The organism is Arenimonas sp. (assembly GCF_041913985.1).
Classification (GTDB): Bacteria; Pseudomonadota; Gammaproteobacteria; order Xanthomonadales; family Xanthomonadaceae; genus Arenimonas.
The window spans coordinates 13458-32717 of the sequence record NZ_JAYSEG010000036.1 but is presented as its reverse complement, the minus strand read 5'-3'; the positions used below and the strand labels follow the sequence as shown (position 1 = coordinate 32717).

General features: G+C 67.5%; 16 protein-coding genes. 12 read left to right on the top strand and 4 right to left on the bottom strand.

Annotation, left to right across the window (positions count from 1 at the left end):
* Nucleotides 1-108: 108 nt before the first annotated feature.
* A complete protein-coding gene (locus tag ACE3Q2_RS11535; RefSeq protein WP_374474135.1) occupies nucleotides 109-1107 on the bottom strand; it encodes a polyprenyl synthetase family protein in 999 nt (332 codons plus the stop codon).
* A gap of 139 nt (nucleotides 1108-1246) precedes the next feature.
* Between ACE3Q2_RS11535 and ssb the strand changes: the two genes are divergently transcribed.
* Genes ssb through ACE3Q2_RS11505 form a run of 6 tightly spaced genes read left to right on the top strand, consistent with a single transcriptional unit; the run spans nucleotide 1247 to nucleotide 7268 of the window.
* On the top strand, nucleotides 1247-1852 hold the full coding sequence (ssb, locus tag ACE3Q2_RS11530; RefSeq protein ID WP_374474134.1) for a single-stranded DNA-binding protein: 606 nt from the start codon (nucleotides 1247-1249) through the stop codon (nucleotides 1850-1852).
* On the top strand, nucleotides 1852-2907 hold the full coding sequence (gene rfbB / locus ACE3Q2_RS11525) for a dTDP-glucose 4,6-dehydratase (protein WP_374474133.1): 1056 nt from the start codon (nucleotides 1852-1854) through the stop codon (nucleotides 2905-2907). Before ssb ends, rfbB begins: the two co-directional genes overlap by 1 nt.
* Nucleotide 2908: 1 nt before the next feature.
* Nucleotides 2909-3793: a glucose-1-phosphate thymidylyltransferase RfbA gene (rfbA, locus tag ACE3Q2_RS11520; RefSeq protein WP_374474131.1), complete on the top strand. Its 885-nt coding sequence runs from the start codon at nucleotides 2909-2911 to the stop codon at nucleotides 3791-3793.
* Nucleotides 3790-4347, top strand: a complete 558-nt coding sequence (gene rfbC / locus ACE3Q2_RS11515) for a dTDP-4-dehydrorhamnose 3,5-epimerase (RefSeq protein ID WP_374474130.1) — start codon at nucleotides 3790-3792, stop codon at nucleotides 4345-4347. Before rfbA ends, rfbC begins: the two co-directional genes overlap by 4 nt.
* Nucleotides 4344-5240: a dTDP-4-dehydrorhamnose reductase gene (gene rfbD / locus ACE3Q2_RS11510; RefSeq protein WP_374474129.1), complete on the top strand. Its 897-nt coding sequence runs from the start codon at nucleotides 4344-4346 to the stop codon at nucleotides 5238-5240. Before rfbC ends, rfbD begins: the two co-directional genes overlap by 4 nt.
* A gap of 54 nt (nucleotides 5241-5294) precedes the next feature.
* Nucleotides 5295-7268 carry a prolyl oligopeptidase family serine peptidase gene (locus ACE3Q2_RS11505; RefSeq protein ID WP_374474127.1) on the top strand — a complete coding sequence of 658 codons (1974 nt, stop codon included), beginning with the start codon at nucleotides 5295-5297 and terminating at the stop codon, nucleotides 7266-7268.
* 69 nt (nucleotides 7269-7337) lie between these two features.
* On the opposite strand, the gene ACE3Q2_RS11500 is transcribed toward ACE3Q2_RS11505, so the two are convergent.
* On the bottom strand, nucleotides 7338-8921 hold the full coding sequence (locus tag ACE3Q2_RS11500) for a peptide MFS transporter (protein ID WP_374474126.1): 1584 nt from the start codon (nucleotides 8919-8921) through the stop codon (nucleotides 7338-7340).
* A 110-nt stretch (nucleotides 8922-9031) separates the two neighbouring features.
* Here ACE3Q2_RS11500 and ACE3Q2_RS11495 point away from each other — a divergent pair, with 110 nt between their 5' ends.
* The 3 genes from ACE3Q2_RS11495 to ACE3Q2_RS11485 are packed head-to-tail and all read left to right on the top strand — an operon-like array spanning nucleotide 9032 to nucleotide 12702.
* On the top strand, nucleotides 9032-11101 hold the full coding sequence (locus ACE3Q2_RS11495) for a prolyl oligopeptidase family serine peptidase (protein ID WP_374474125.1): 2070 nt from the start codon (nucleotides 9032-9034) through the stop codon (nucleotides 11099-11101).
* Nucleotides 11098-11868, top strand: a complete 771-nt coding sequence (locus tag ACE3Q2_RS11490; RefSeq protein WP_374474124.1) for a helix-turn-helix domain-containing protein — start codon at nucleotides 11098-11100, stop codon at nucleotides 11866-11868. Before ACE3Q2_RS11495 ends, ACE3Q2_RS11490 begins: the two co-directional genes overlap by 4 nt.
* Before the next feature lie 3 nt (nucleotides 11869-11871).
* Nucleotides 11872-12702, top strand: a complete 831-nt coding sequence (locus ACE3Q2_RS11485; protein WP_374474123.1) for a trypsin-like serine protease — start codon at nucleotides 11872-11874, stop codon at nucleotides 12700-12702.
* A gap of 65 nt (nucleotides 12703-12767) precedes the next feature.
* On the opposite strand, the gene ACE3Q2_RS11480 is transcribed toward ACE3Q2_RS11485, so the two are convergent.
* Both ACE3Q2_RS11480 and ACE3Q2_RS11475 read right to left on the bottom strand, forming a co-directional pair.
* The gene (locus ACE3Q2_RS11480) at nucleotides 12768-13517 is read right to left on the bottom strand and encodes a hypothetical protein (RefSeq protein ID WP_374474122.1); all 750 of its coding nucleotides are present in this window, start codon (nucleotides 13515-13517) and stop codon (nucleotides 12768-12770) included.
* Nucleotides 13514-15118, bottom strand: a complete 1605-nt coding sequence (locus ACE3Q2_RS11475; protein ID WP_374474120.1) for a DUF4034 domain-containing protein — start codon at nucleotides 15116-15118, stop codon at nucleotides 13514-13516. The genes ACE3Q2_RS11480 and ACE3Q2_RS11475 overlap by 4 nt, the downstream gene beginning before the upstream one ends.
* 369 nt (nucleotides 15119-15487) lie before the next feature.
* Here ACE3Q2_RS11475 and ACE3Q2_RS11470 point away from each other — a divergent pair, with 369 nt between their 5' ends.
* From ACE3Q2_RS11470 to ACE3Q2_RS11460, 3 genes are all read left to right on the top strand, one after another.
* A complete protein-coding gene (locus ACE3Q2_RS11470) occupies nucleotides 15488-15769 on the top strand; it encodes a hypothetical protein (RefSeq protein WP_374474119.1) in 282 nt (93 codons plus the stop codon).
* 233 nt (nucleotides 15770-16002) lie between these two features.
* A complete protein-coding gene (locus ACE3Q2_RS11465; protein WP_374474118.1) occupies nucleotides 16003-16392 on the top strand; it encodes a hypothetical protein in 390 nt (129 codons plus the stop codon).
* A 364-nt stretch (nucleotides 16393-16756) separates the two neighbouring features.
* Nucleotides 16757-19207 carry a hypothetical protein gene (locus ACE3Q2_RS11460; protein WP_374474117.1) on the top strand — a complete coding sequence of 817 codons (2451 nt, stop codon included), beginning with the start codon at nucleotides 16757-16759 and terminating at the stop codon, nucleotides 19205-19207.
* The last annotated feature ends 53 nt before the right edge of the window (nucleotides 19208-19260 follow it).

The following is a 19260-nucleotide window of genomic DNA, read 5'->3' as shown; positions in this document are numbered from 1 at the left end:
GCGCCGCGTCCCTGCCCGCCCTGCCCTATTGGGCGCCGCCCCCCCCCGCCTTCCCTACCGCTACTCTTCGCGCGCGCGCCCCCCCCGCTCCTACAACAGGCGTGCCGATCAGTGGTTGCGGGCGACGGAGTAGTGGGCCAGGCCTCGCAGGGCGCGGAGCCAGTCGGTGTCGGGCAGGCCGTCCAGGGCGGCTTCGGCGAGGGCGGCGTAATGGGCGGCGCGCTGCTGGCTGTAGCCGATGCCGCCGGACTGGCCGATGGCCGCCAGCACTTCGGGCATGGCGCCGGCGTCGCCGGTTTCGATGATTTCGCGCAGGCGGGCCCGGCTGGCGTCGTCGGCGTTCGCCATGGCGTGGATCAGGGGCAGGGTGGCCTTGCCCTCGGCCAGGTCGTCGCCCAGGTTCTTGCCCAGGGCCTCGGCGTCGGCCGTGTAGTCGAGCACGTCGTCGGCGATCTGGAAGGCCAGGCCCAGGTTCAGGCCGTAGTCGTGCAGCTTGAGCTGGGTGGCCGCGTCGGCGCCCGCCAGCAGTGCGCCCAGGCGCGTGGCCGCGGCGAACAGCACCGCCGTCTTGCGCTCGATCACCCGCAGGTAGGCCGCCTCGTCGGTGTCCGGGTTGTGCACGTGCAGCAGCTGCAGCACCTCGCCCTCGGCGATGCGGTTGGTGGTGTCGGCCAGCACCTGCATCACCGGCATCGCGTCGAGTTCCACCATCAGCTGGAAGCTGCGCGAGTACAGGAAGTCGCCCACCAGCACGCTGGCGGCGTTGCCCCAGAGCGCGTTGGCGGTCTTGCGGCCCCGGCGCAGGTCGGACTCGTCCACCACGTCGTCGTGCAGCAGGGTGGAGGTGTGGATGAACTCGATGATGGCCGCCAGCTGGTGCGCCCGCGGGCCGCCGCCACCCAGGGCGCGGGCCGCCAGCACCACCAGCATCGGCCGAAGGCGTTTGCCGCCGGCGGCGATGATGTGTTCGGAAATCTGGTTGATCAGCAGCACGTCCGAGGCCAGCCGGCCGCGGATCAGGGCGTTGACGGCGGCCATTTCGCCGGCGGCGAGTGCCTGGATGTCGGCGATTCCGGGCAGGGCGGGGGCGGTGGGCTGGGCGGACATGGGCCAATTATAGGCCGCCGCGTGTGCCGGCCGGGACAAAAACCGACGGGCCCGGGGGCGAAGGCCCGACGCCCGGGCGGCCCGGGGCTGGCATAATCCCCCCTTCACAAGGCAACCCCATCGAGAAGGCAGGAACGCCATGGCCCGCGGCATCAACAAAGTGATCCTGGTCGGCAACCTCGGCAACGACCCCGAGACCCGCTACAGCCAGTCAGGTTCGGCCATCACCACCATTTCCGTGGCCACCAGCGAGAGCTGGAAGGACAAGAACGGCGAGCAGCAGGAGCGGACCGAGTGGCACCGGGTCAAGTTCTTCGGTCGCCTGGCGGAAATCGCCGGCGAGTACCTGAAGAAGGGCCGCCAGGTGTACATCGAGGGCTCGCTGCGCACCGAGAAGTACACCGACAAGAACGGCGTCGAGAAGTACGCCACCGACATCATCGCCAACGAGATGCAGATGCTCGGCGGCATGGGCGGCGGCGAAGGCGGCGAGCGCCCGGCGCGCTCCGGCGGCGGCGACCGCCCGGCCCGTGCGGCCGGTGGCGGCGGCCCGCGCGGCGGCGGCGACTACGGCTCCTCGCGCGGTGGCGGCGAGTACGGCGGCCGCTCCGGCGGCGGTTCGGCGCCCCCGTCCCGCAACGACGACCCGTTCCCGACATCCCGTTCTAAGAAGCAGCGGCCCGGGCCCCCGTGCCCCGGCCCCCTGGACCACGGCGGCGCCCGCGCGGGCGCCCGGGAGCAATGATGCAGACCTGGCTAGTCACCGGCGGCGCCGGCTTCATCGGCGGCAATTTCGTGCTCGACGCGGTGGCGTCGGGCGTCAGGGTGGTGAACCTGGATGCCCTGACCTACGCCGGCAACCGCGACACGCTGGCCTCGCTCGAGGGCAACCCGAACCACGTGTTCGTGCACGGCGACATCGGCGACCACGCCCTGGTGGCGCGGCTGCTGGCCGAACACCGCCCGCAGGCGGTGGTGAACTTCGCGGCCGAAAGCCACGTGGACCGCAGCATCGACGGCCCCGCGGCCTTCGTGCAGACCAACGTGGTGGGCACCTTCCAGCTGCTGGAAGCCGCGCGCGCCTACTTCAAGGGCCTGGACGCGGCCGGGCAGGCGGCGTTCCGCTTCCTGCACGTCTCCACCGACGAGGTGTACGGCTCGCTGGGCGACGAGGGCAAGTTCACCGAGGAAACGCCCTACGCGCCGAACTCGCCGTACTCGGCCTCGAAGGCCGCATCCGACCACCTGGTGCGGGCCTACCACCACACCTACGGCCTGCCGGTGCTGACCACGAACTGCTCGAACAACTACGGGCCGTTCCAGTTCCCGGAAAAGCTCATCCCGCTGGTCATCCTCAAGGCGCTGGCCGGGGAGCCGCTGCCGGTCTACGGCGACGGCCGCAACGTGCGCGACTGGCTGTACGTGAAGGACCACTGCGCCGCCATCCGGCGCGTGCTCGAGGCCGGCCGGGTGGGCGAGACCTACAACGTCGGCGGCGACGCCGAGCGCCAGAACATCGAGGTGGTGAAGGCCATCTGCGCGCTGCTCGACCAGCGCCGCCCGCGCGCCGACGGCCAGCCGCGCGAAAGCCAGATCACCTTCGTGAAGGACCGTCCCGGCCACGACCGCCGCTACGCCATCGACGCCAGCAAGCTGCAGGACGAGCTGGGCTGGCGCCCGACGGTGAGCTTCGAGCAGGGCATGGCCGCCACGGTGGACTGGTACCTGGCCCACGAGGCCTGGGTGAAGCGGGTGCTCGACGGCAGCTACCGGCTCGAACGTTTTGGCCAGGAGGCCTGAGATGGCACGCAAGGGCATCGTCCTCGCCGGTGGTTCCGGCACCCGGCTCTACCCGATCACGCAGTCGATCAGCAAACAGCTGCTGCCGGTGTACGACAAGCCGATGATCTACTACCCGCTCAGCGTGCTGATGCTGGCGGGCATCCGCGAGGTGCTGATCATCAACACCCCGCACGAGCAGGAACTGTTCAAGCGCCTGCTGGGCGACGGCAGCCAGTGGGGCATGCGCATCGAATACGCCGTGCAGCCCAGCCCCGACGGCCTGGCGCAGGCCTTCCTGATCGGCAAGGAATTCCTGGCCGGGCAGCCCAGCTGCCTGGTGCTGGGCGACAACATCTTCCACGGCACCGGGCTCACCGAGCGCCTGCAGCGCGCGAATGCGCGCGAGCATGGCGCCACGGTGTTCGGCTACTGGGTGTCCGACCCGGAGCGCTACGGCGTGGCCGAGTTCGACGCCGCCGGCAAGGTGGTGGGGCTGGAGGAAAAGCCGGCCAAACCCAAGTCGAACTACGCCGTCACCGGCCTGTATTTCTACGACGGCCGGGCGCCGGAGTTCGCGGCTTCGCTCAAGCCTTCGGCGCGCGGCGAGCTGGAAATCACCGACCTCAACCGCTGCTACCTCGAGGATGGCGCGCTGCACCTGGAGCAGCTGGGCCGCGGCTACGCCTGGCTCGACACCGGCACGCACCAGTCGCTGCTGGAGGCTTCGAACTTCATCGAGACCATCGAGGCGCGGCAGGGCCTGCGGGTGTGCTGCCCGGAGGAAATCGCCTGGCAGAACCGCTGGATCAGCGACGAGCAGCTGCGCGCGCTGGCCGAACCGCTGGCCAAGAACGGCTACGGCCAGTACCTGCTGTCGCTGATGACGCGGGGCATCGTGCCGTGAAGGTGGTGGAAACCGGCCTGCCGGGCTGCCTGGTGTTCGAACCGCGGGTCTTCGGCGACGAGCGCGGTTACTTCTACGAATCGTTCAACCACGACAAGCTCGCGGCCATCGGCCTGCAGCCGAACTTCGTGCAGGGCAACGTCTCGCGCTCCTCGCGCGGCGTGCTGCGCGGGCTGCACTACCAGTGGCCCAGGCCGCAGGGCAAGTTCGTGTCGGTGCTCGAGGGCGAAGTCTGGGACGTGGCGGTGGACATCCGCCGCGGTTCGCCCACCTTCGGACGCTGGACGGCGGTGGTGATCAGCGCCGAGAACAAGCGCCAGTTCTGGATTCCGGAAGGTTTCGCGCACGGCTTCGTGGTGCTGAGCGAACACGCCACCTTCAACTACCTGTGCACGGCCACCTACGACCCGCAGGCCGACGCCGCCGTGCGCTGGGACGACGCCGACCTGGCCATTGACTGGCCGGTGGGCGCGCCCTCGCTGTCGGCCAAGGACGCCAACGCGCCCTTCCTGGCCGACATCCCGGCCGAGCGCCTGCCCGTCTACACCGCATGAAGATCCTGCTGCTCGGCGCGAACGGCCAGGTCGGCCACGAGCTGCGCAGCGCGTTGGCGCCGCTGGGCGAGGTGGTGGCCACCACGCGCAGCGGGCAGCTGCCCGACGGCACGGCCTGTGAAGCCGCCGACCTGTCCGAACCCGCCACGCTGCCCGCGCTGGTGGCGCGCGTGGCGCCCGGGCTGGTGGTGAACGCCGGCGCCTACACCGCCGTGGACCGCGCCGAGGACGAGCCGGAGCTGGCCTTCCGCGTGAACGCCGACGCCCCCGCGGCCCTGGCGAAAGCCTGCGCCGGCGCCGGCATCAGCCTGGTGCATTTCTCCACCGATTACGTCTTCGACGGCGCGCAGACGCGGCCCTGGCGCGAGGACGACCCCACCGGCCCGCTCGGCGTGTACGGTGCCAGCAAGCTCGCCGGCGAAGAGGCCGTGCGCGCCAGCGGCGCGGCGCACAAGATCTTCCGGCTGTGCTGGGTGTACGGCCCGCGCGGCCACAACTTCCTGCTCACCATGCTGCGGCTGGCGCGCGAACGCGGCCACCTGCGGGTGGTGGACGACCAGCGCGGCACGCCCACCAGCGCCCGGCGCATCGCCGGCGGCGTGGCCGCGGCCCTGCAGGCGGCGCCCGGGCTCAGCGGCACCTGGCACCTGGCCGCCGAGGGCGAATGCAGCTGGCACGGCTTCGCCGCCGAGATCTTCCGCCAGGCCACCGAGCGCGGCCTGCTGCCGGCCGCGCCCGTGCTCGAGCCCATCGCCAGCGGCGAATTCCCCACCCGCGCCCGCCGCCCGGCCTATTCGCGGCTCGACACCAGCGCCTTCAAGCGCGATTTCGGCCTTCACCTTGGTGACTGGCGGGACGGCCTGTCCGAGGCCCTGGACGTGCTTGCGCGCTAGCCGCGCGGCCCATATCGTCGGGGGCTTCCAAACCAGGAAGTCCAGGGGAAACGGATGAAACTTGCTCTTGCCACGCTCGGCCTGGCCGCCAGCGTCGTCGCCTCGGCCGCGGAGCCGCCGCCGGTCGAACACTTCATGCGCCACGCCACCTACAGCAGCGCCCGCATTTCGCCCAACGGCGAATACCTGGCCATCGGCGTGGACCGCGGCGGCCAGGACGTGCTCACCGTGCTGCGCCTGGCCGACCTGAGCCTGATGAAGGTGAACATCCTGCCGGACGAGAAGTCGGTGGCGGGGTACGAGTGGGTGGGCGATGACCGCCTGATCTTCACGGCCACCCGCAAGGTGGGCAGCTTCGAGCTCCCGGCCGGCACCGGCGAGTGGTACGCGGTGAACGCCGACGGCAGCCAGCCGCGCCCGATCATCTTCTATGGCAACCGCGGCGCCAGCCAGCGCGGCAAGAACGTGGGCAACGAGTTCTTCAGCCTGCTCGACCCGCTGCAGGACGACCCGCGCAACGTGCTGATGATCTCCAGCTACGCGCGTTCGGCCGACGGCGCAGGCGCCGAGCTGGTGCAGGTGGACACCGTCAGCGGCACCCGCAAGGTGCTGGCGCGCGCGCCGAAGGAAAACTGCAGCCTGCAGATCGACGAGAAGAAGCAGGCCCGCTTCGCCGTCTGCGGTCGCGCCCGCGACGAGCAGGGCAAGTACGACCCCAACAGCGACCTCTACCGACTCGGCGAGGATGGCAAGTGGAGCCTGGTGGCGGCCGGTACCAGCGGCAAGCAGCTGGGCGTGCGCTGGACGGCCAAGGACGGCACCATCTACGCCTACGAGAGCGACCGCAAGGCGCCGCGGGCCTTCGGCACCATCGACCGCGCCACCGGTGAATTCCGCAAGCTGTTCCAGGACCCGGTGTCGGAGCTGTCCGGCGTCATCACCTCGCCGCAGGACGACAAGGCCCTGGCCGTGATCACGGCCGCCGGCGTGCCGAAGATCCACATGGTGGACGAGCAGCACCCCGACGCCGAGCTCTATGCGTCCCTGGCGGCGGCGTTCCCGGGCCAGCTCGTGAACTTCTCCAGCGCCACCCGCGACGGCAAGAAGATCATCGTCTCGGTCTACAGCGACAAGAACCCGGGCGAGCTCTACCTCTACGACCGCGACAGCGGCAAGGCGCGCTTCCTGATGAAGGGCCGCGAGTGGATCGACCCGGCGCAGTCGGCCACCATGCGCGCGTTCTCGTTCAAGAACCGCGAGGGCATGACGCTCTACGGTTACCTGACGATCCCCAAGGGCTCCGACGGCAAGAACCTGCCGCTCATCGTCAATCCGCACGGCGGCCCGATGGGCCCGCGCGACAGCTGGGGCTACAACCCGGAAACGCAGCTGTTCGCCAGCCGCGGCTACGCCACGCTGCAGGTCAACTTCCGCGGCTCGGGCGGCTTCGGCAAGGCCTTCGAGGACATGGCCTACGGCCAGTGGCGCACCGGCATCATGAACGACGTCATCGACGCCACCCGCTGGGCCATCAGCGAAGGCATCGCCGACGGCGAGCGCATCTGCATCTACGGCGGCAGCTTCGGTGGCTACGCCGCGCTGATGGCGCCGGCACGCGAGCAGGGCCTGTACAAGTGCGCGGTGGGCTACGTGGGCATGTACGACGCCCAGCTGCAGTACAAGCTCAGCGACACCGGCGAAAGCGCCGACGGCCGCCGTTACCTCGACCGCGCCTTCGGCGCCACCCGCGAGGAGCAGGACGCCATGTCGCCGATCACCTACGCCGACCAGATCAAGCTGCCGGTGATGCTGGCCGCCGGCGCCCGCGACCGCCGCTGCCCGCCGGAGCACACCGAGGCCATGTTCGCGGCGCTCGAGCGCGCCGGCAACCGCCCGGAGGACATGATCATCCAGTCCGGCGAGATGCACGGCTTCTACGGCGTCGAGAACCGCGTGAACCTGTACACGAAGATGCTGGCCTTCTTCGAGAAGCACATCGGCCCCGGCCAGCGCGTCGCCGCGAACTGAGCCGCCTGCAAGCCCAACGAAAAACGGCGCCCCTCGGGGCGCCGTTTTTCTTTGCCGGGTGCGGTGCGCTTATTCCTTCATCAGCCGCTTGAGCACCGGCGTCAGCACGAACATCAGCACGCCCGCCGCCAGGCCGATCCACATCATGTCGGTGAACACGTCGCCGTACACGGCCAGCGCCTTGGCGCTGCTGATGCTGCCGTCCGCCTCGGGCTCGATGGCGGCCCAGGTGCCCATGCGGCCGGCGATGATCTCGCCGAAGGCCGAGAACAGGAACCAGGCGCCCATCATCAGGCCCACCGCGCGCTTGATCGACAGCGTGGTCACGGCCGAGAGGCCGATGGGCGAGAGCACCATCTCGCCGGCCACCAGCACCGCGTAGGCCAGGATCATCCACCACACGCTCACGAGGCCGTCGTCGCCGGCGGTGCCGGTGGAGAAGGCCAGCACGCCGAATGCCAGGCCGCAGAACACCAGGCCCCAGCCGAACTTGGCCGGGTAGCTCGGGTTGAGGCCGTGCTTGTCGAGCTTGGGCCACAGCCAGGCGAAGGGCAGCGAGAACAGGATGACGAAGATGGCGCCGAAGGCCGTGGTCTGCGCCGCGTTCCAGGTAATGCCGAAGGTGTTCAGGTCCATGGTGCGCTCGGCCATGGCCACCCACGGGCCGTAGCTCTGCTCGTACAGGCCCCAGAACAGCGCGCTGATCACGATCAGCGCCATCAGCACCACCATGCGGCCCTTCTCGACGCGGCTCAGGTCGGTCAGCAGCAGGCGCGCGAACCAGACGAACAGGCCCAGGCCCATCACCAGCGCCACCACTTCGGTCAGGGTCACCTCGTGGCCGCCGGCCAGCGCGGTGAGCGGCGCGAAGTTGATGCGGGTCTGCAGCACCTGCCACACCACCACGGTGAGCACCAGGCTGCCCAGGTAAATGAGCCACTCGCGCGAAAGGCCGGCGAACACCGGCGCCCGCAGCGCCTCCGGGTCGGCCGGCTCGGCCTGGCCCAGCAGGTGCTTGCGCCCGAAGATGAACTGCACCAGGCCCAGGGCCATCATCACGCCGGCCAGGCCGAAGCCGTAGCCCCAGCCGTACTGGATGCCCACGTAGCCCACCACCAGCGACGACAGCGTCGCGCCGACGTTGATGCCCATGTAGAAAATGGTGAAGGCCGAATCGCGGCGCGGGTCGGTGTCGGCGTACAGGCGGCCGACGATGGTGGAGATATTGGGTTTGAGGAAGCCCACGCCCACGCCGATCAGCGCCAGCGCGAAGTACATCACCTGCACCGCGAACCCGTCGGCCACGCCCTGGCCCTGGATGCCGCTGGCCGCCTCGCCCGTGTAGGCCATGCCCAGCTGGCCGAACACCAGCAGCAGGCCGCCGAACACCACCGCCTTGCGCATGCCCAGGTAGCGGTCGGCCAGCAGGCCGCCCAGCAGGGGCAGGGCATAGGCCAGGCCGGCGTAGGTGCCCAGCAGCAGGTAGCCGTTGGCGTCGGAGAACTTGTGGTGCTGGGTCAGGTACAGGAACAGCAGCGCCTTCATGCCGTAGAAGGCGAAGCGCTCCCACATCTCGGTCAGGAAGCAGACGTACAGGCCCTTGGGGTGGCCTAGGAGTTCGCCGGTGGCGGCGACGGGGGCAGCTGGATTCACGGGAACGCTCCGTTCAGGGACGGCCGAGTATAGCCAGCCTTCACGCCCCGGGGCTTTGAACCCCGGGGCGTCGGGCCTACCATGGGAGGATGTCCCCGAGGTTTCCTTCCATGACCCTGCGACCCCTGCTGATCGCCCTGCTGGTGCCCGCCCTGCTGGCCCCGGCCGCCCACGCCGCCAAGCCCTTCGACGCCCGCGAGCTGGTCACGCTCGAGCGCGTGAACTCACCCACGCTGTCCCCGGACGGCCGCCGCCTGGTGGTGGCCGTGCGCCAGGTCGATTTCGCCGCCGACAAGGCCAGCACCGGCCTGTGGATCGAAGACCTGTACGCCCGCGACGCCGCCCCGCCGGTGCGCTTCACCCCGGAAGGCATGAGCGTGAACAGCCCGGCCTTCTCGGCCGACGGCCGCGAGGTGTACTTCCTGTCGGCCAAGTCGGGCTCCATGCAACTGTGGAAGCAGGCCGTCGGCGCCGCCGAGCCGGTGCAGCTCACCGACTTCCCGCTCGACGTGGGCAGCTTCAAGGTCTCGCCCAAGGGCGACGCCGTGGCCCTGAGCTTCGAAGTCTTCACCGACTGCGGCACCCTGGCCTGTACGAAGGAGCGCTTGGACGCCCAGGCCGCCGGCAAGGCCACCGGCCGCCTGCACGACAAGCTGTTCGTGCGCCACTGGGACACCTGGGCCGACGGCCGCCGCAACCAGCTGTACGTGGCCCGCTTCGGCGACGACGGCAAGGCCGCCGGCGAACCCGTGCTGGTGAGCACCGGCATCGACGGCGACGTGCCCGGCAAGCCCTTCGGCGACCAGAACGACTACGCCTGGGCGCCCGACGGCCAGTCGCTGGTGTTCAGCGTGCGCATCGCCGGCCGCACCGAGGCCTGGTCCACCAACTTCGACCTCTACCGCGCCTGGGTGGACGCCCGCCGCGCGCCGCAGAACCTCACCGCCGGCAACGAGGCCATGGACGCCGGCCCGGTGTTCAGCGCCGACGGCCGCACGCTCTACTACCGCGCCATGAAGCGCCCCGGCTTCGAAGCCGACCGCCTGGCCCTGATGGCCCTGGACCTGCGCAGCGGCAAGGCGCGCGAAATCGCCCCGGGCTGGGATCGCTCCGCCGACGGCATCGTGCTCTCCGCCGACGGCAAGGCCATCTACACCACCGCCTACGACGTGGGCACGCACCCGCTGTTCAAGGTGGACGTCCGCAGCGGCGCGGTCACCAAGGTCGTGGCCGGCGGCACCGTCGGCGGCTTCGACCTGCGCGGCGATACCCTGGCCTACACGCACGAGAACCTGAAGATGCCGGCCCAGGCCTTCGTGGCCCGCGCCGACGGCAGCGCCGCCCGCCAGGTGACGCGCAACAACGAGGAGCGCCTGGCCGGCCTGGCCTTCGGCGACTACGAGCAGTTCAGCTTCAAGGGCTGGAACGACGAAACCGTTCATGGCTACGTCGTGAAGCCGGCCAACTACGAGGAAGGCAAGCAGTACCCGGTGGCCTTCCTGATCCACGGCGGCCCGCAGGGCAGCTTCGGCAACAACTTCCACTACCGCTGGAACCCGCAGACCTACGCCGGCGCCGGCTTCGCGGTGGTGATGGTCGACTTCCACGGCTCCACCGGCTACGGCCAGGCTTTCACCGATTCCATTTCCCAGGACTGGGGCGGCAAGCCGCTGGAAGACCTGCAGAAGGGCTGGGCCGCGGCGCAGGAGAAGTATTCCTTCCTCGACGGCGACCGCGCCTGCGCGCTGGGCGGCAGCTACGGCGGCTACATGGTGTCCTGGATCGCCGGCAACTGGCCGGACGGCTTCAAGTGCCTGGTCAACCACGCCGGCGTGTTCGACACCCACATGATGGGCTACAACACCGAAGAGCTGTGGTTCTCCGAGTGGGAGAACGGCGGCACGCCGGTGCAGGTGCCTGAGAACTACGAGCGCTTCAACCCGCGCAACCACGTGGCCAAGTGGAAGGCGCCGATGCTGGTCATCCACGGCCAGCTCGACTACCGCGTGCTGGTGGAGCAGGGCCTGGCGGCGTTCAGCGCCGCGCAGCGCCAGGGCATCGAGAGCCAGCTGCTGGTGTACCCGGACGAGAACCACTGGATCCTCAAGCCCAACAACAGCGTGCTCTGGCACGACACCGTCAACGCCTGGCTCAAGCGCTGGACGACGGAGCAGGAGTGAACGTGGCCGCCGACGTGCTCGACCTGGAAAGGCTGCGGCACAGCTGCGCGCAGTGTTCGCTGCACGTGCTGTGCCTGCCGGCCGGCATCGGCAGCAGCGACCTGCAGCAGCTCGATGAAATCGTCCGCGCGCGTCGCCCGCTGGCGCGCGGCGACACGCTGTTCCGCGCCGGCCAGCCGCTGGGTTCGCTGTACGTGGCGCGCGAGGGCGCGTTCAAGACCGTGGCCATCGACTCCGAAGGCGAGCAGCAGGTGGTGGGTTTCCACCTGCCCGGCGAGCTGATGGGCCTGGACGCCATGGGCCAGGGCCGCCACGCCTGCGAGGCCGAGGCGCTGACCCAGGCCACGGTGTGCGAGATCCCGCTGTCGCAGCTCGAATCGATCTGCCGGCAGATCCCGGGCCTGCAGCACCAGCTGCTGCGCATCATCGGCCAGGGCATCAACCGCGACCAGAGCCACCTGGAAATGCTGGGCCGCAAGCAGGCGCACGAGCGCGTGGCGCTGTTCCTGCACGGGCTGTCCGAGCGCTACAAGCTGCTGGGCCTGCCCGGCGAGATGTTCACGCTGCCCATGAGCCGCGAGGACATCGCCAGCTACCTGGGCCTGGTGATCGAAACCGTGAGCCGCACGCTGACCAAGCTGCAGGACGACGGCATCATCGCCGTGCGCGGCCGCCAGCTGAAGATCCTGGACCGCGAGCGGTTGGATGCGCTGGTGCATGCGCCGGCACCCGCGCCGGCGGCGGGCAAGGGCCGGGCGCAGCGCTAGGCCATGGCAGCGATGCGCGGCGTACTCATCGCGTTGCTGCTGCTTTCCTTCGAAGCGGGCGCCGTCGTCATCCGCGACGACGTGCCGGACCGCGAATACCGGTTGGCCGCATCGGCGTTCCCGGCGCTGGCCGACCTGCCCGGCGAGGGCCACGGCGTGCTCATCCACCCACGCTGGGTGGTGACGGCCGCCCACGCGGTGAGCTGGCAGCATGCGTTGGATGTGGTCGTGGTCGGTGGCACGCCCCGGGCCGTGCAAAAGGTGGTCATCCACCCGGGCTTCAAGACGCCGCCGCAGGCCATGGTGGACGCCGGGCTCAAGACGGGCGACTGGGAAGCCTTCTTCGAATTCATGGCCACGTCCGACGACCTCGCGCTGGTGCAGCTGGCCGAGCCGGTGATTGACGTTCCGCCGGTGCGCGTCTTCCGCGGCGATGCCCTGGGCAAGGAAGTTCGCCTCATCGGCCGCGGCGCCACCGGCAACGGCACCACGGGGCATACCCTGCAGCCTCCGAGACGCACCGACCTGCGCCAGGGCTACAACCACATCAGCGTGTCGGAAGGCCGCTGGATCGCCTACCGCTTCGACGCGCCGCCGAACGCGCACCGCCTGGAAGCCAGCACCGGCAGCGGCGACAGCGGTGGCCCGATGCTGGTCAAGGTGGGCGACGAATGGCAGTTGGCCGGCGTCGCCGCGTGGAAGCGCGGCAATGTGGTCGGCACGGAGGTCAGGCCGGGGACGTATGGAGAAGTCAGCTACGGCGTGAGGCTGGACAACTACGCCTCCTGGATCGAGGAAACTCTGTCAGCTTGCCGAAGGGTCCGGCGCTCCTGAATTACACGCGCGCCGCTTGACGGTCTGGAGAGAGGCGCGGGTCGCGCCTCGCTACCGCCCCGGGATCAAAGGGCAATGACTTCCCGTTCCTCGTCCCGCGGTAGCTCGTCGCGATCTTCCTGCACCGGCGCGTCGCCCACCTCAAGCACATAGGTGAACTGCTGGTCGAAGCGGCTGCGGACAGGAACGTCGGTTGCCTGTCGCGCGTCCACGACCAACCGATGACGGCCGGGCGCCAGCGGCGGCAGGAGCAGCCACAGCCCGTCGGTATACGCAGGTGCGTAGATGCCTGGCCGAAGCTCATCGTATTGGGCGTCGGCGAAGGCGTCGAAGCAATCGCGGGGCGCGCTGCGAACCGGTACCAACGGCTCTCCGTCCAGTTCCACGCGGTTGACCACCATGCGTTCGGCGACGGCTTCGGCTGCGGCGCGGAGCGCGGCGCAATCCCGGCGTCGCCCGGGCACGGAGTACTCCAGGGCGACAATCACCGGAAGGAACAGCCGGCGACCCTGGGGGACGCGGCAACGTCGCTCTACTGGACCGGTACCCAAGGTGCCGGCGAGGAACCATACGTCGCCGGTCTGTCCGTGGTGGCATTGCGCGCCGGTCGGATCCTGCGAGGGGCGCATGCCGTCGGGCTTCTGGAAGGCCCAGCGCCACCACGCCTCCGCCAGCTCCGGATAGCCGCGACCTTCGACCTTCGCATCCGCTGGCAGTGCTTCCACCGCGGCGTAATTCACTTGGGTCGGCGACGCATCTGCGTCAGCCGCAGCCGTGCCCAGCAGTGCCAGCGCGAAGGCAAGGGTCGGTGTCATGGCTTACCCGCCCGTCCTTCCATCCTGGCATCGGCCTCGTCCATCATCTCGCGCATTCGCCGGTGTGAATCACGCAGCGCCTGTACCTGCCTCAGCTGCTCGGGGTCGTCGGGATCGGCAGTCTGTTCGAACTTGTCGAAGGCGGCCATCACTTCCTTGTCGTCGGGGCTGAACGTCCCACCCTTGCGATCGATGACAACCAGTGTCTTGTAAAACCAGCCCCAGCCATAGTCCGGGTATTCGGTCGTCAGCGTCTCGACGTAGCGCGCCGCACGCGGAACCTGGTTTTCCATGATGAGCAGCGAGGTGATGTTGGTCAGGGCCGAGCGCCGATGCTCAGGGTCCCGCATCGCCTCCAGGTAAGCCGCCTCGGCTTCGTCCACCCGTCCCTGGGTTGCGTGGATGCCGCCCAGCATCCATTGCCCAAGGCCGTTCTCGGGCTCCAGCGCCACCGCACGTTCGATCGAAAGCCTCGCCCAGTCGACGTCGCCGGTGAGTTCCCAGATAAGGTGGCCGCGTTGGCGGGCGGCGTAAGCGTTGCCCGGCGGAAACCGCGATTCGCCCAGCAGGTACATCAAGGCCTCCCAGCGATTTCCGGAATCCTGGCGGAGTAGCGCCACGCCGGCGTCGTAATAGGGCGCTCTGTGCGTGGTGTGCCGGGTGGCCTCCCTGGCGACGGTCTCTGCTTCGCTCCATTTCTCGGCGCGGTAGAGCTGGTTGGCCAGGGAGACCAGTGGCATCGCCGCAACGATGGCCGCCATCGGCCTCTCGGCGATGTAGGGCTCCAGCGTCTCGGCGAACTGCGCCATTTGCGGGTAGCTTCCGCCCCAGCGTGGTTCCAGGGCGACCATCAGGGCGTGGCCCCAGGCGCGACACGCCGGTGCCAGCTTCCGGGCTTGCCGGACGGCCCTCTTCATGGCCTCCTCGCGGCCACCCAGCCTGGCCACGCTGATGATGCCGGCGTGGGCTTCGGTGAGCCGCGGTTCGAGTTCGAGGGCTCTTTCGTAGCTGGCAATCGCGGCGTCTCCGTAGGCCTCCATGCGCTCGAAATTCTCGCGCGGCGTTTCGCTTGCCCATTTGCCGCCGCGGGCCATCACGGCCATTCCGCGATTCCAGTGGCCCCTGGCCACATGGGCGAAAGGGCTTTCAGGTGACGCTTCGAGCCACGCTTGTGTCAATCGCCCCCATTCGCTGCCGCCTCCAACCTCGAAGAAATGGGCGTGAACGTTCTCGCTGAAATCCTTGTCGGAATAGTGCCGTTCCAGTTCGGCGCCCAGCTTGGCTTCCAAGGCATCGATGCGGCCTTCCTGCAGGTGCTTGTCCAATTCCGCGGACGACAGATGCGGGAGGTATTCGTTCTCGCAGTGTGCCTGCACCAGGCCGTCCGGCCACTGGGCGCCCGGAATCACCGGCCATGCCAGGCAACGCGCCAACGGATCGGGCAGGAAATCGGCCTTGCGGGCCTGCTCAAGATAAGAACGCACTTCAACCGGCACGTTTCGATAAGGCGAAGGCGCGGGGGGGATCGGCGGTGGCGTGTCGCCAGCCCAAGCATTGGACGCGGCAACAAGAAAGCCGGCGGCGAGAAGAATGCTACGCATGCGAAGATTCCCGGGCGCCCGCGGATCGCGGGGTCGCTTGGCAGTGTCCGACAAGTGTGTGGAGGGAACAAGCGAGAAACACGCGTGGGTCACGCGCAGTCCTCTGCTGCTGGCCGCCAGCGGAAGCTCCGCCCCTTGACCGAACGACGCCCCATCGCCCCAGTTATCGTGGACGACGCGCCAGGCCACGAATGCTGGCAAGCGGCCCCCTCCGGGGCGGAGAAAAATTCTCGGGCCTCGCCGATGGCTGGGGTGACTCCCTGGCTGCGTTGCCTTCAGTATGGTGCAGGCTGGACCCGCCGATGGGTGGCCAGCCGAGGCTTGCCGGCGCGCCCCACAACCTGCCGTCACCACCGAGGAGTAAGGCCCATGAAGAAGCTGATCCTTGCCGCCCTGCTTGCCGCCCCGATGGGGGTTTCGGCCGCCGAAGGCGAAGTGTGCATTGCAAAGGCCATCCAGCCAGCGTCGGAGCACGGGCAGGCCCTTAGCAACGACACCCGATTCGAGTGCCTGGCGGCTGGCAAAGACACCACCCTTCCCGAGATCTACAAGAAGGGCTGGAGGGTGACGTCGCAGTTTCCGCAGATGGTTCCGGATGCCACGACGGGTTTGCCGCGCACCCGGTGGACCCTGGTTATCGAAAAGATCTGAATCTAGTGTGGCGTGCCGCCGACTAGCTAAATATCGATCAAAAAACCAGCCGAAACGTGGCTGAAATCCCGCTCCGCGCGCTAGTCGGCTCCCGACCCGGGGCGGAAATGCAGGTACCAGCTCAGCGGCTTGTAGCTAGGGCTTGGCCAAGCAAGAGGAAGGCTTAGACTTGCGGGTAGGGCATTCTGTCTCTCGACCGAGAATACCCCTGACACAGGCTGGGAGATGAGGGAATGAAGTGGATGCTGTCGTTGGCGCTTGTCGCGTCACTAGCGGCCAATGCCTGGCTAAGCTTCCATTTGCTCGATGCGGGCGTTACGCAGACTTACATGGGGGATTCGATTCAGAAGAATCGAACGGCGCTGCTGCAGTGCATTGCCGTGACGAACGATTTTCTTGCTTCAGGTGCCCGTAGGGAGGCGCTAGTTGCCAAGGCAAAGGCAGTCAGCGGCGTCGACTTCACGTTTTCGAACGACGGTCACTTGTGGATTGGTCCCTTCGGAATGCACTTCGACGAAGACGGACGACTCAACTCTGTTGCAGAGTGGGACACCGTGTACGAGCAGTTAAAGAAGAGGGGTCGCCCGACCCCAGCTCAAGAGCAACTTCCATACTGCCAGTAGTCCGCTTCTGGCCGATAGCGCAGATGACTGCCTCGCGCGCATCGGCGAAACGACGCCAGATACTTGATTTAGCACCGTCGGCACATGCAATCGGGCCAGGTCTGCCGTGATCGGAGCGGTGATGCGCATTGCAGGAGGATGCCGACCACTCGCTGCTTGCGCCGCCAATGGATGCAGCCAGCTACACGCCCTTGACTAAGTCCGTCGAATCGGATGGATTATGTTGCACGACTGCGTCGGCGGGTCGGAGCGGAGGGCGCGAGCCTGAGAGACGCAGTAGTTCGCTTTCAGTCAGGGCGGCGCGCGGGAAGGGCATCGCCGACCGGACCAAACCTCAATCGCTCGCTTGAACTGCTGGGGAAGCATGGGATTCATCGTCGGACTGGTCGTCGCTCTCATCGTCATCGGCCTCATCATCGCCTCCTTCCAGTTTCTGCTGAAGATCGCGAAGTACATCGCAGCTGCCGCGGTTTTTCTGTATCTCGCGCCTGGCGGCCTTCTGGGATATGCGAGCTACCATCTATCCCATTTCATCCGGGCCCCCTGGCTCGCACAGCCGACCGCGATTCTCGTCTCCGGCGCGCTGGTGATTATCTGCCTGGGGTTGCGGGAATCGCTCTGGGCCGGGGCATTTGCACTGAGCCTGCTCCTGTCCATCGGCGGAACGATCAATCGTGCCCGCGCAAGCCGGTCGGCGAGGGCAATCGCCTGGAGCGCTGCCGCCAGGATCGTCCTGCGCCGTCTTGACCTGCCAAGCCACCTAACTCTCTGGCTGTTGGTCACGGCGTTTGTCGCGCAGGTGGTTGCCGCGCAACCCAACCCCCTTTTTCATGCTTGGGTCAGCTGGGGGTACTGGATCGTCGCCGTGCTGGCGCAGGGTTTTGCTTCCCTCCAGCTGATCGACTTCACGCGTGTGATTCGCACGCTGGAAAGGCAGGTGCCTGACCACAAAGGCACCTCCTCTTCCAGGCTAGTTTCTAAATGCAAAGAATCCGCAACGCTGTTGGATGCCGAGATCGACGAGCTGTTCTCGATGCACGTGGCGTCACACGTACTGGGCGGTCGCCTCGTGGAGGTCGAAGTCGGCAGCCGGACGCTCGTCTACGCATCGTCTTGGTATACGACCCAGCTCGATCTTCTGCAACGCGTCCTTGTGGAGCGCTCGCGCATCAGCGACGAAGAGCTTGAGCGCCTGACCAGACAGTTCCTTGGGCTTGACCTCAGAGAAGGCATCGAGCACTTGAGCCTGCAGGTCCAGATTGGCAGACGCTACCAGATGGACGACGGCTACTTCTTCGTCCCGTACGCCGCTGATTATCATGTCGAGTCCTGTGCAAGCTGCGGCATGGGCCGTCATGTTCTTACGCAAAACGCAGTATCAGGTGAATGGTTCTGCAGTGACACCTGCAAAGTAACAGAGCAGGCGTGCGTCGAGATCCACCGGCAGACGCCGGAAAGCTTCATCGCCGACACCGTTGGGCTCGGAATGGCGCTCGTGTCATCCTCAGATTCCTGGGTGCGCAATCACAAGGTTTTCGCCAAGGGTGCCCAAGGCCACGGGCCGGGCGCGGAGCATGCCAATTCGTACCTCGACCGCCTGTTCGGGAGGTTCGCGAAATCCGTGGGCGCGGACAACGCGAAGAATGGGGCCGATCGAATCGTTGACGGGGCAAAGGTCCAGACCAAGTACTGCAAGACCGCTGGCAAGAGCGTTGGGCAGGCATTCGACGAGAACAAAAGGTACCGATACTGGGACGGCGAAAAGCCGATGCAACTTGAGGTACCGCGAGACCAGTACGAGAAAGCTCTCGCCGATATGCGTCGAAGGATCAAGCAAGGCCACATGCAACCTGTGACTGACCCGGATGAAGCCGTTAACATTATCAGGAAGGGGCATCTTACCTACGAGCACGCGAGGAACCTCACAAAGTTCGGGACATGGGAGTCCCTTACCTACGATGCGGCGGAAGGGATGGTCGCCGGCGCAGGATCGGCGACGATCGGATTCAGCATTACAGCCGGTCTCGTCTACATTCGCACGGGGGATGCCAAAGTTGCCCTGCAGGCCGCCGTTATACAGGCAGGCAAGTCGGGCCTGGTAGCGGCTGTCTCGCACGTAGGTGCGCAACAGCTTCACCGGATCGAGCTGGTGCAGAGCGCGCTCCAGCACGTCGAGCTGAGTTGTCTCTCGCCTTCTGTCCAGAAGGCGCTCATGGCAGGCTACGGAGTCACCAGCGTCAACCATCTCAATTACGCCCTGCGAGGCAACATCGTTTCTGCCGTCGTATCGGTCGCGCTCACCTCGGTCCCGGACGTCTATCGACTGATTCGGCGGGAAGTCACGCTCGCCAAGCTCAAGCGAACCGTCGTCACTGGGACTGGCGCCGCCGTGGGAGGCGCCGCGGGCATGGTGGCGGGTGGCGCGGTCGGATCCGCGGTTGCCGGCCCATTCGGGACGTGGGCGGGCAAGATCATCGGCGGCAGTCTCGGCGCGATGGCAGTCGGCGCGCTAATCGACGCCTTCTTCGCCGAGCAGAAGGATCGGGAGCGCGAGGCAGCGAACGCACACTTCCGAGCCCATCTCGAGCATCTCGCACTTGGATTCTCCCTGAGCGAGGAAGAACTGCGGTGCGTCATCAGGAATTTCCTGCGCTTATCGAACGACGAAATGCACCAGAAGATCCTGGCCGGGAAGAACAATGGGCGGCAGTACCTTAACTCGGTTCTCAAGCCAATCGTCGTCGGGGTCGTCAAGCAGCGCGATTACATCCGGTTGGCTAAGCACGAACCGCCTTCATTGCTTGACGCGGCGTGATCACTCGCTTCCATCGTTTCTCAAAGCGAGGAACCTTGCCAGTTCCTGGCCCA

Bases quoted from the DNA above. Each gene is read 5' to 3' on its own strand.
- ACE3Q2_RS11535 (WP_374474135.1), bottom strand. From the start codon at position 1,107: ATGTCCGCCCAGCCCACCGCCCCCGCCCTGCCCGGAATCGCCGACATC.
- ssb (WP_374474134.1), top strand. From the start codon at position 1,247: ATGGCCCGCGGCATCAACAAAGTGATCCTGGTCGGCAACCTCGGCAAC.
- rfbB (WP_374474133.1), top strand. From the start codon at position 1,852: ATGCAGACCTGGCTAGTCACCGGCGGCGCCGGCTTCATCGGCGGCAAT.
- rfbA (WP_374474131.1), top strand. From the start codon at position 2,909: ATGGCACGCAAGGGCATCGTCCTCGCCGGTGGTTCCGGCACCCGGCTC.
- rfbD (WP_374474129.1), top strand. From the start codon at position 4,344: ATGAAGATCCTGCTGCTCGGCGCGAACGGCCAGGTCGGCCACGAGCTG.
- ACE3Q2_RS11505 (WP_374474127.1), top strand. From the start codon at position 5,295: ATGAAACTTGCTCTTGCCACGCTCGGCCTGGCCGCCAGCGTCGTCGCC.
- ACE3Q2_RS11495 (WP_374474125.1), top strand. From the start codon at position 9,032: ATGACCCTGCGACCCCTGCTGATCGCCCTGCTGGTGCCCGCCCTGCTG.
- ACE3Q2_RS11485 (WP_374474123.1), top strand. From the start codon at position 11,872: ATGGCAGCGATGCGCGGCGTACTCATCGCGTTGCTGCTGCTTTCCTTC.
- ACE3Q2_RS11480 (WP_374474122.1), bottom strand. From the start codon at position 13,517: ATGACACCGACCCTTGCCTTCGCGCTGGCACTGCTGGGCACGGCTGCG.
- ACE3Q2_RS11475 (WP_374474120.1), bottom strand. From the start codon at position 15,118: ATGCGTAGCATTCTTCTCGCCGCCGGCTTTCTTGTTGCCGCGTCCAAT.
- ACE3Q2_RS11470 (WP_374474119.1), top strand. From the start codon at position 15,488: ATGAAGAAGCTGATCCTTGCCGCCCTGCTTGCCGCCCCGATGGGGGTT.
- ACE3Q2_RS11465 (WP_374474118.1), top strand. From the start codon at position 16,003: ATGAAGTGGATGCTGTCGTTGGCGCTTGTCGCGTCACTAGCGGCCAAT.
- ACE3Q2_RS11460 (WP_374474117.1), top strand. From the start codon at position 16,757: ATGGGATTCATCGTCGGACTGGTCGTCGCTCTCATCGTCATCGGCCTC.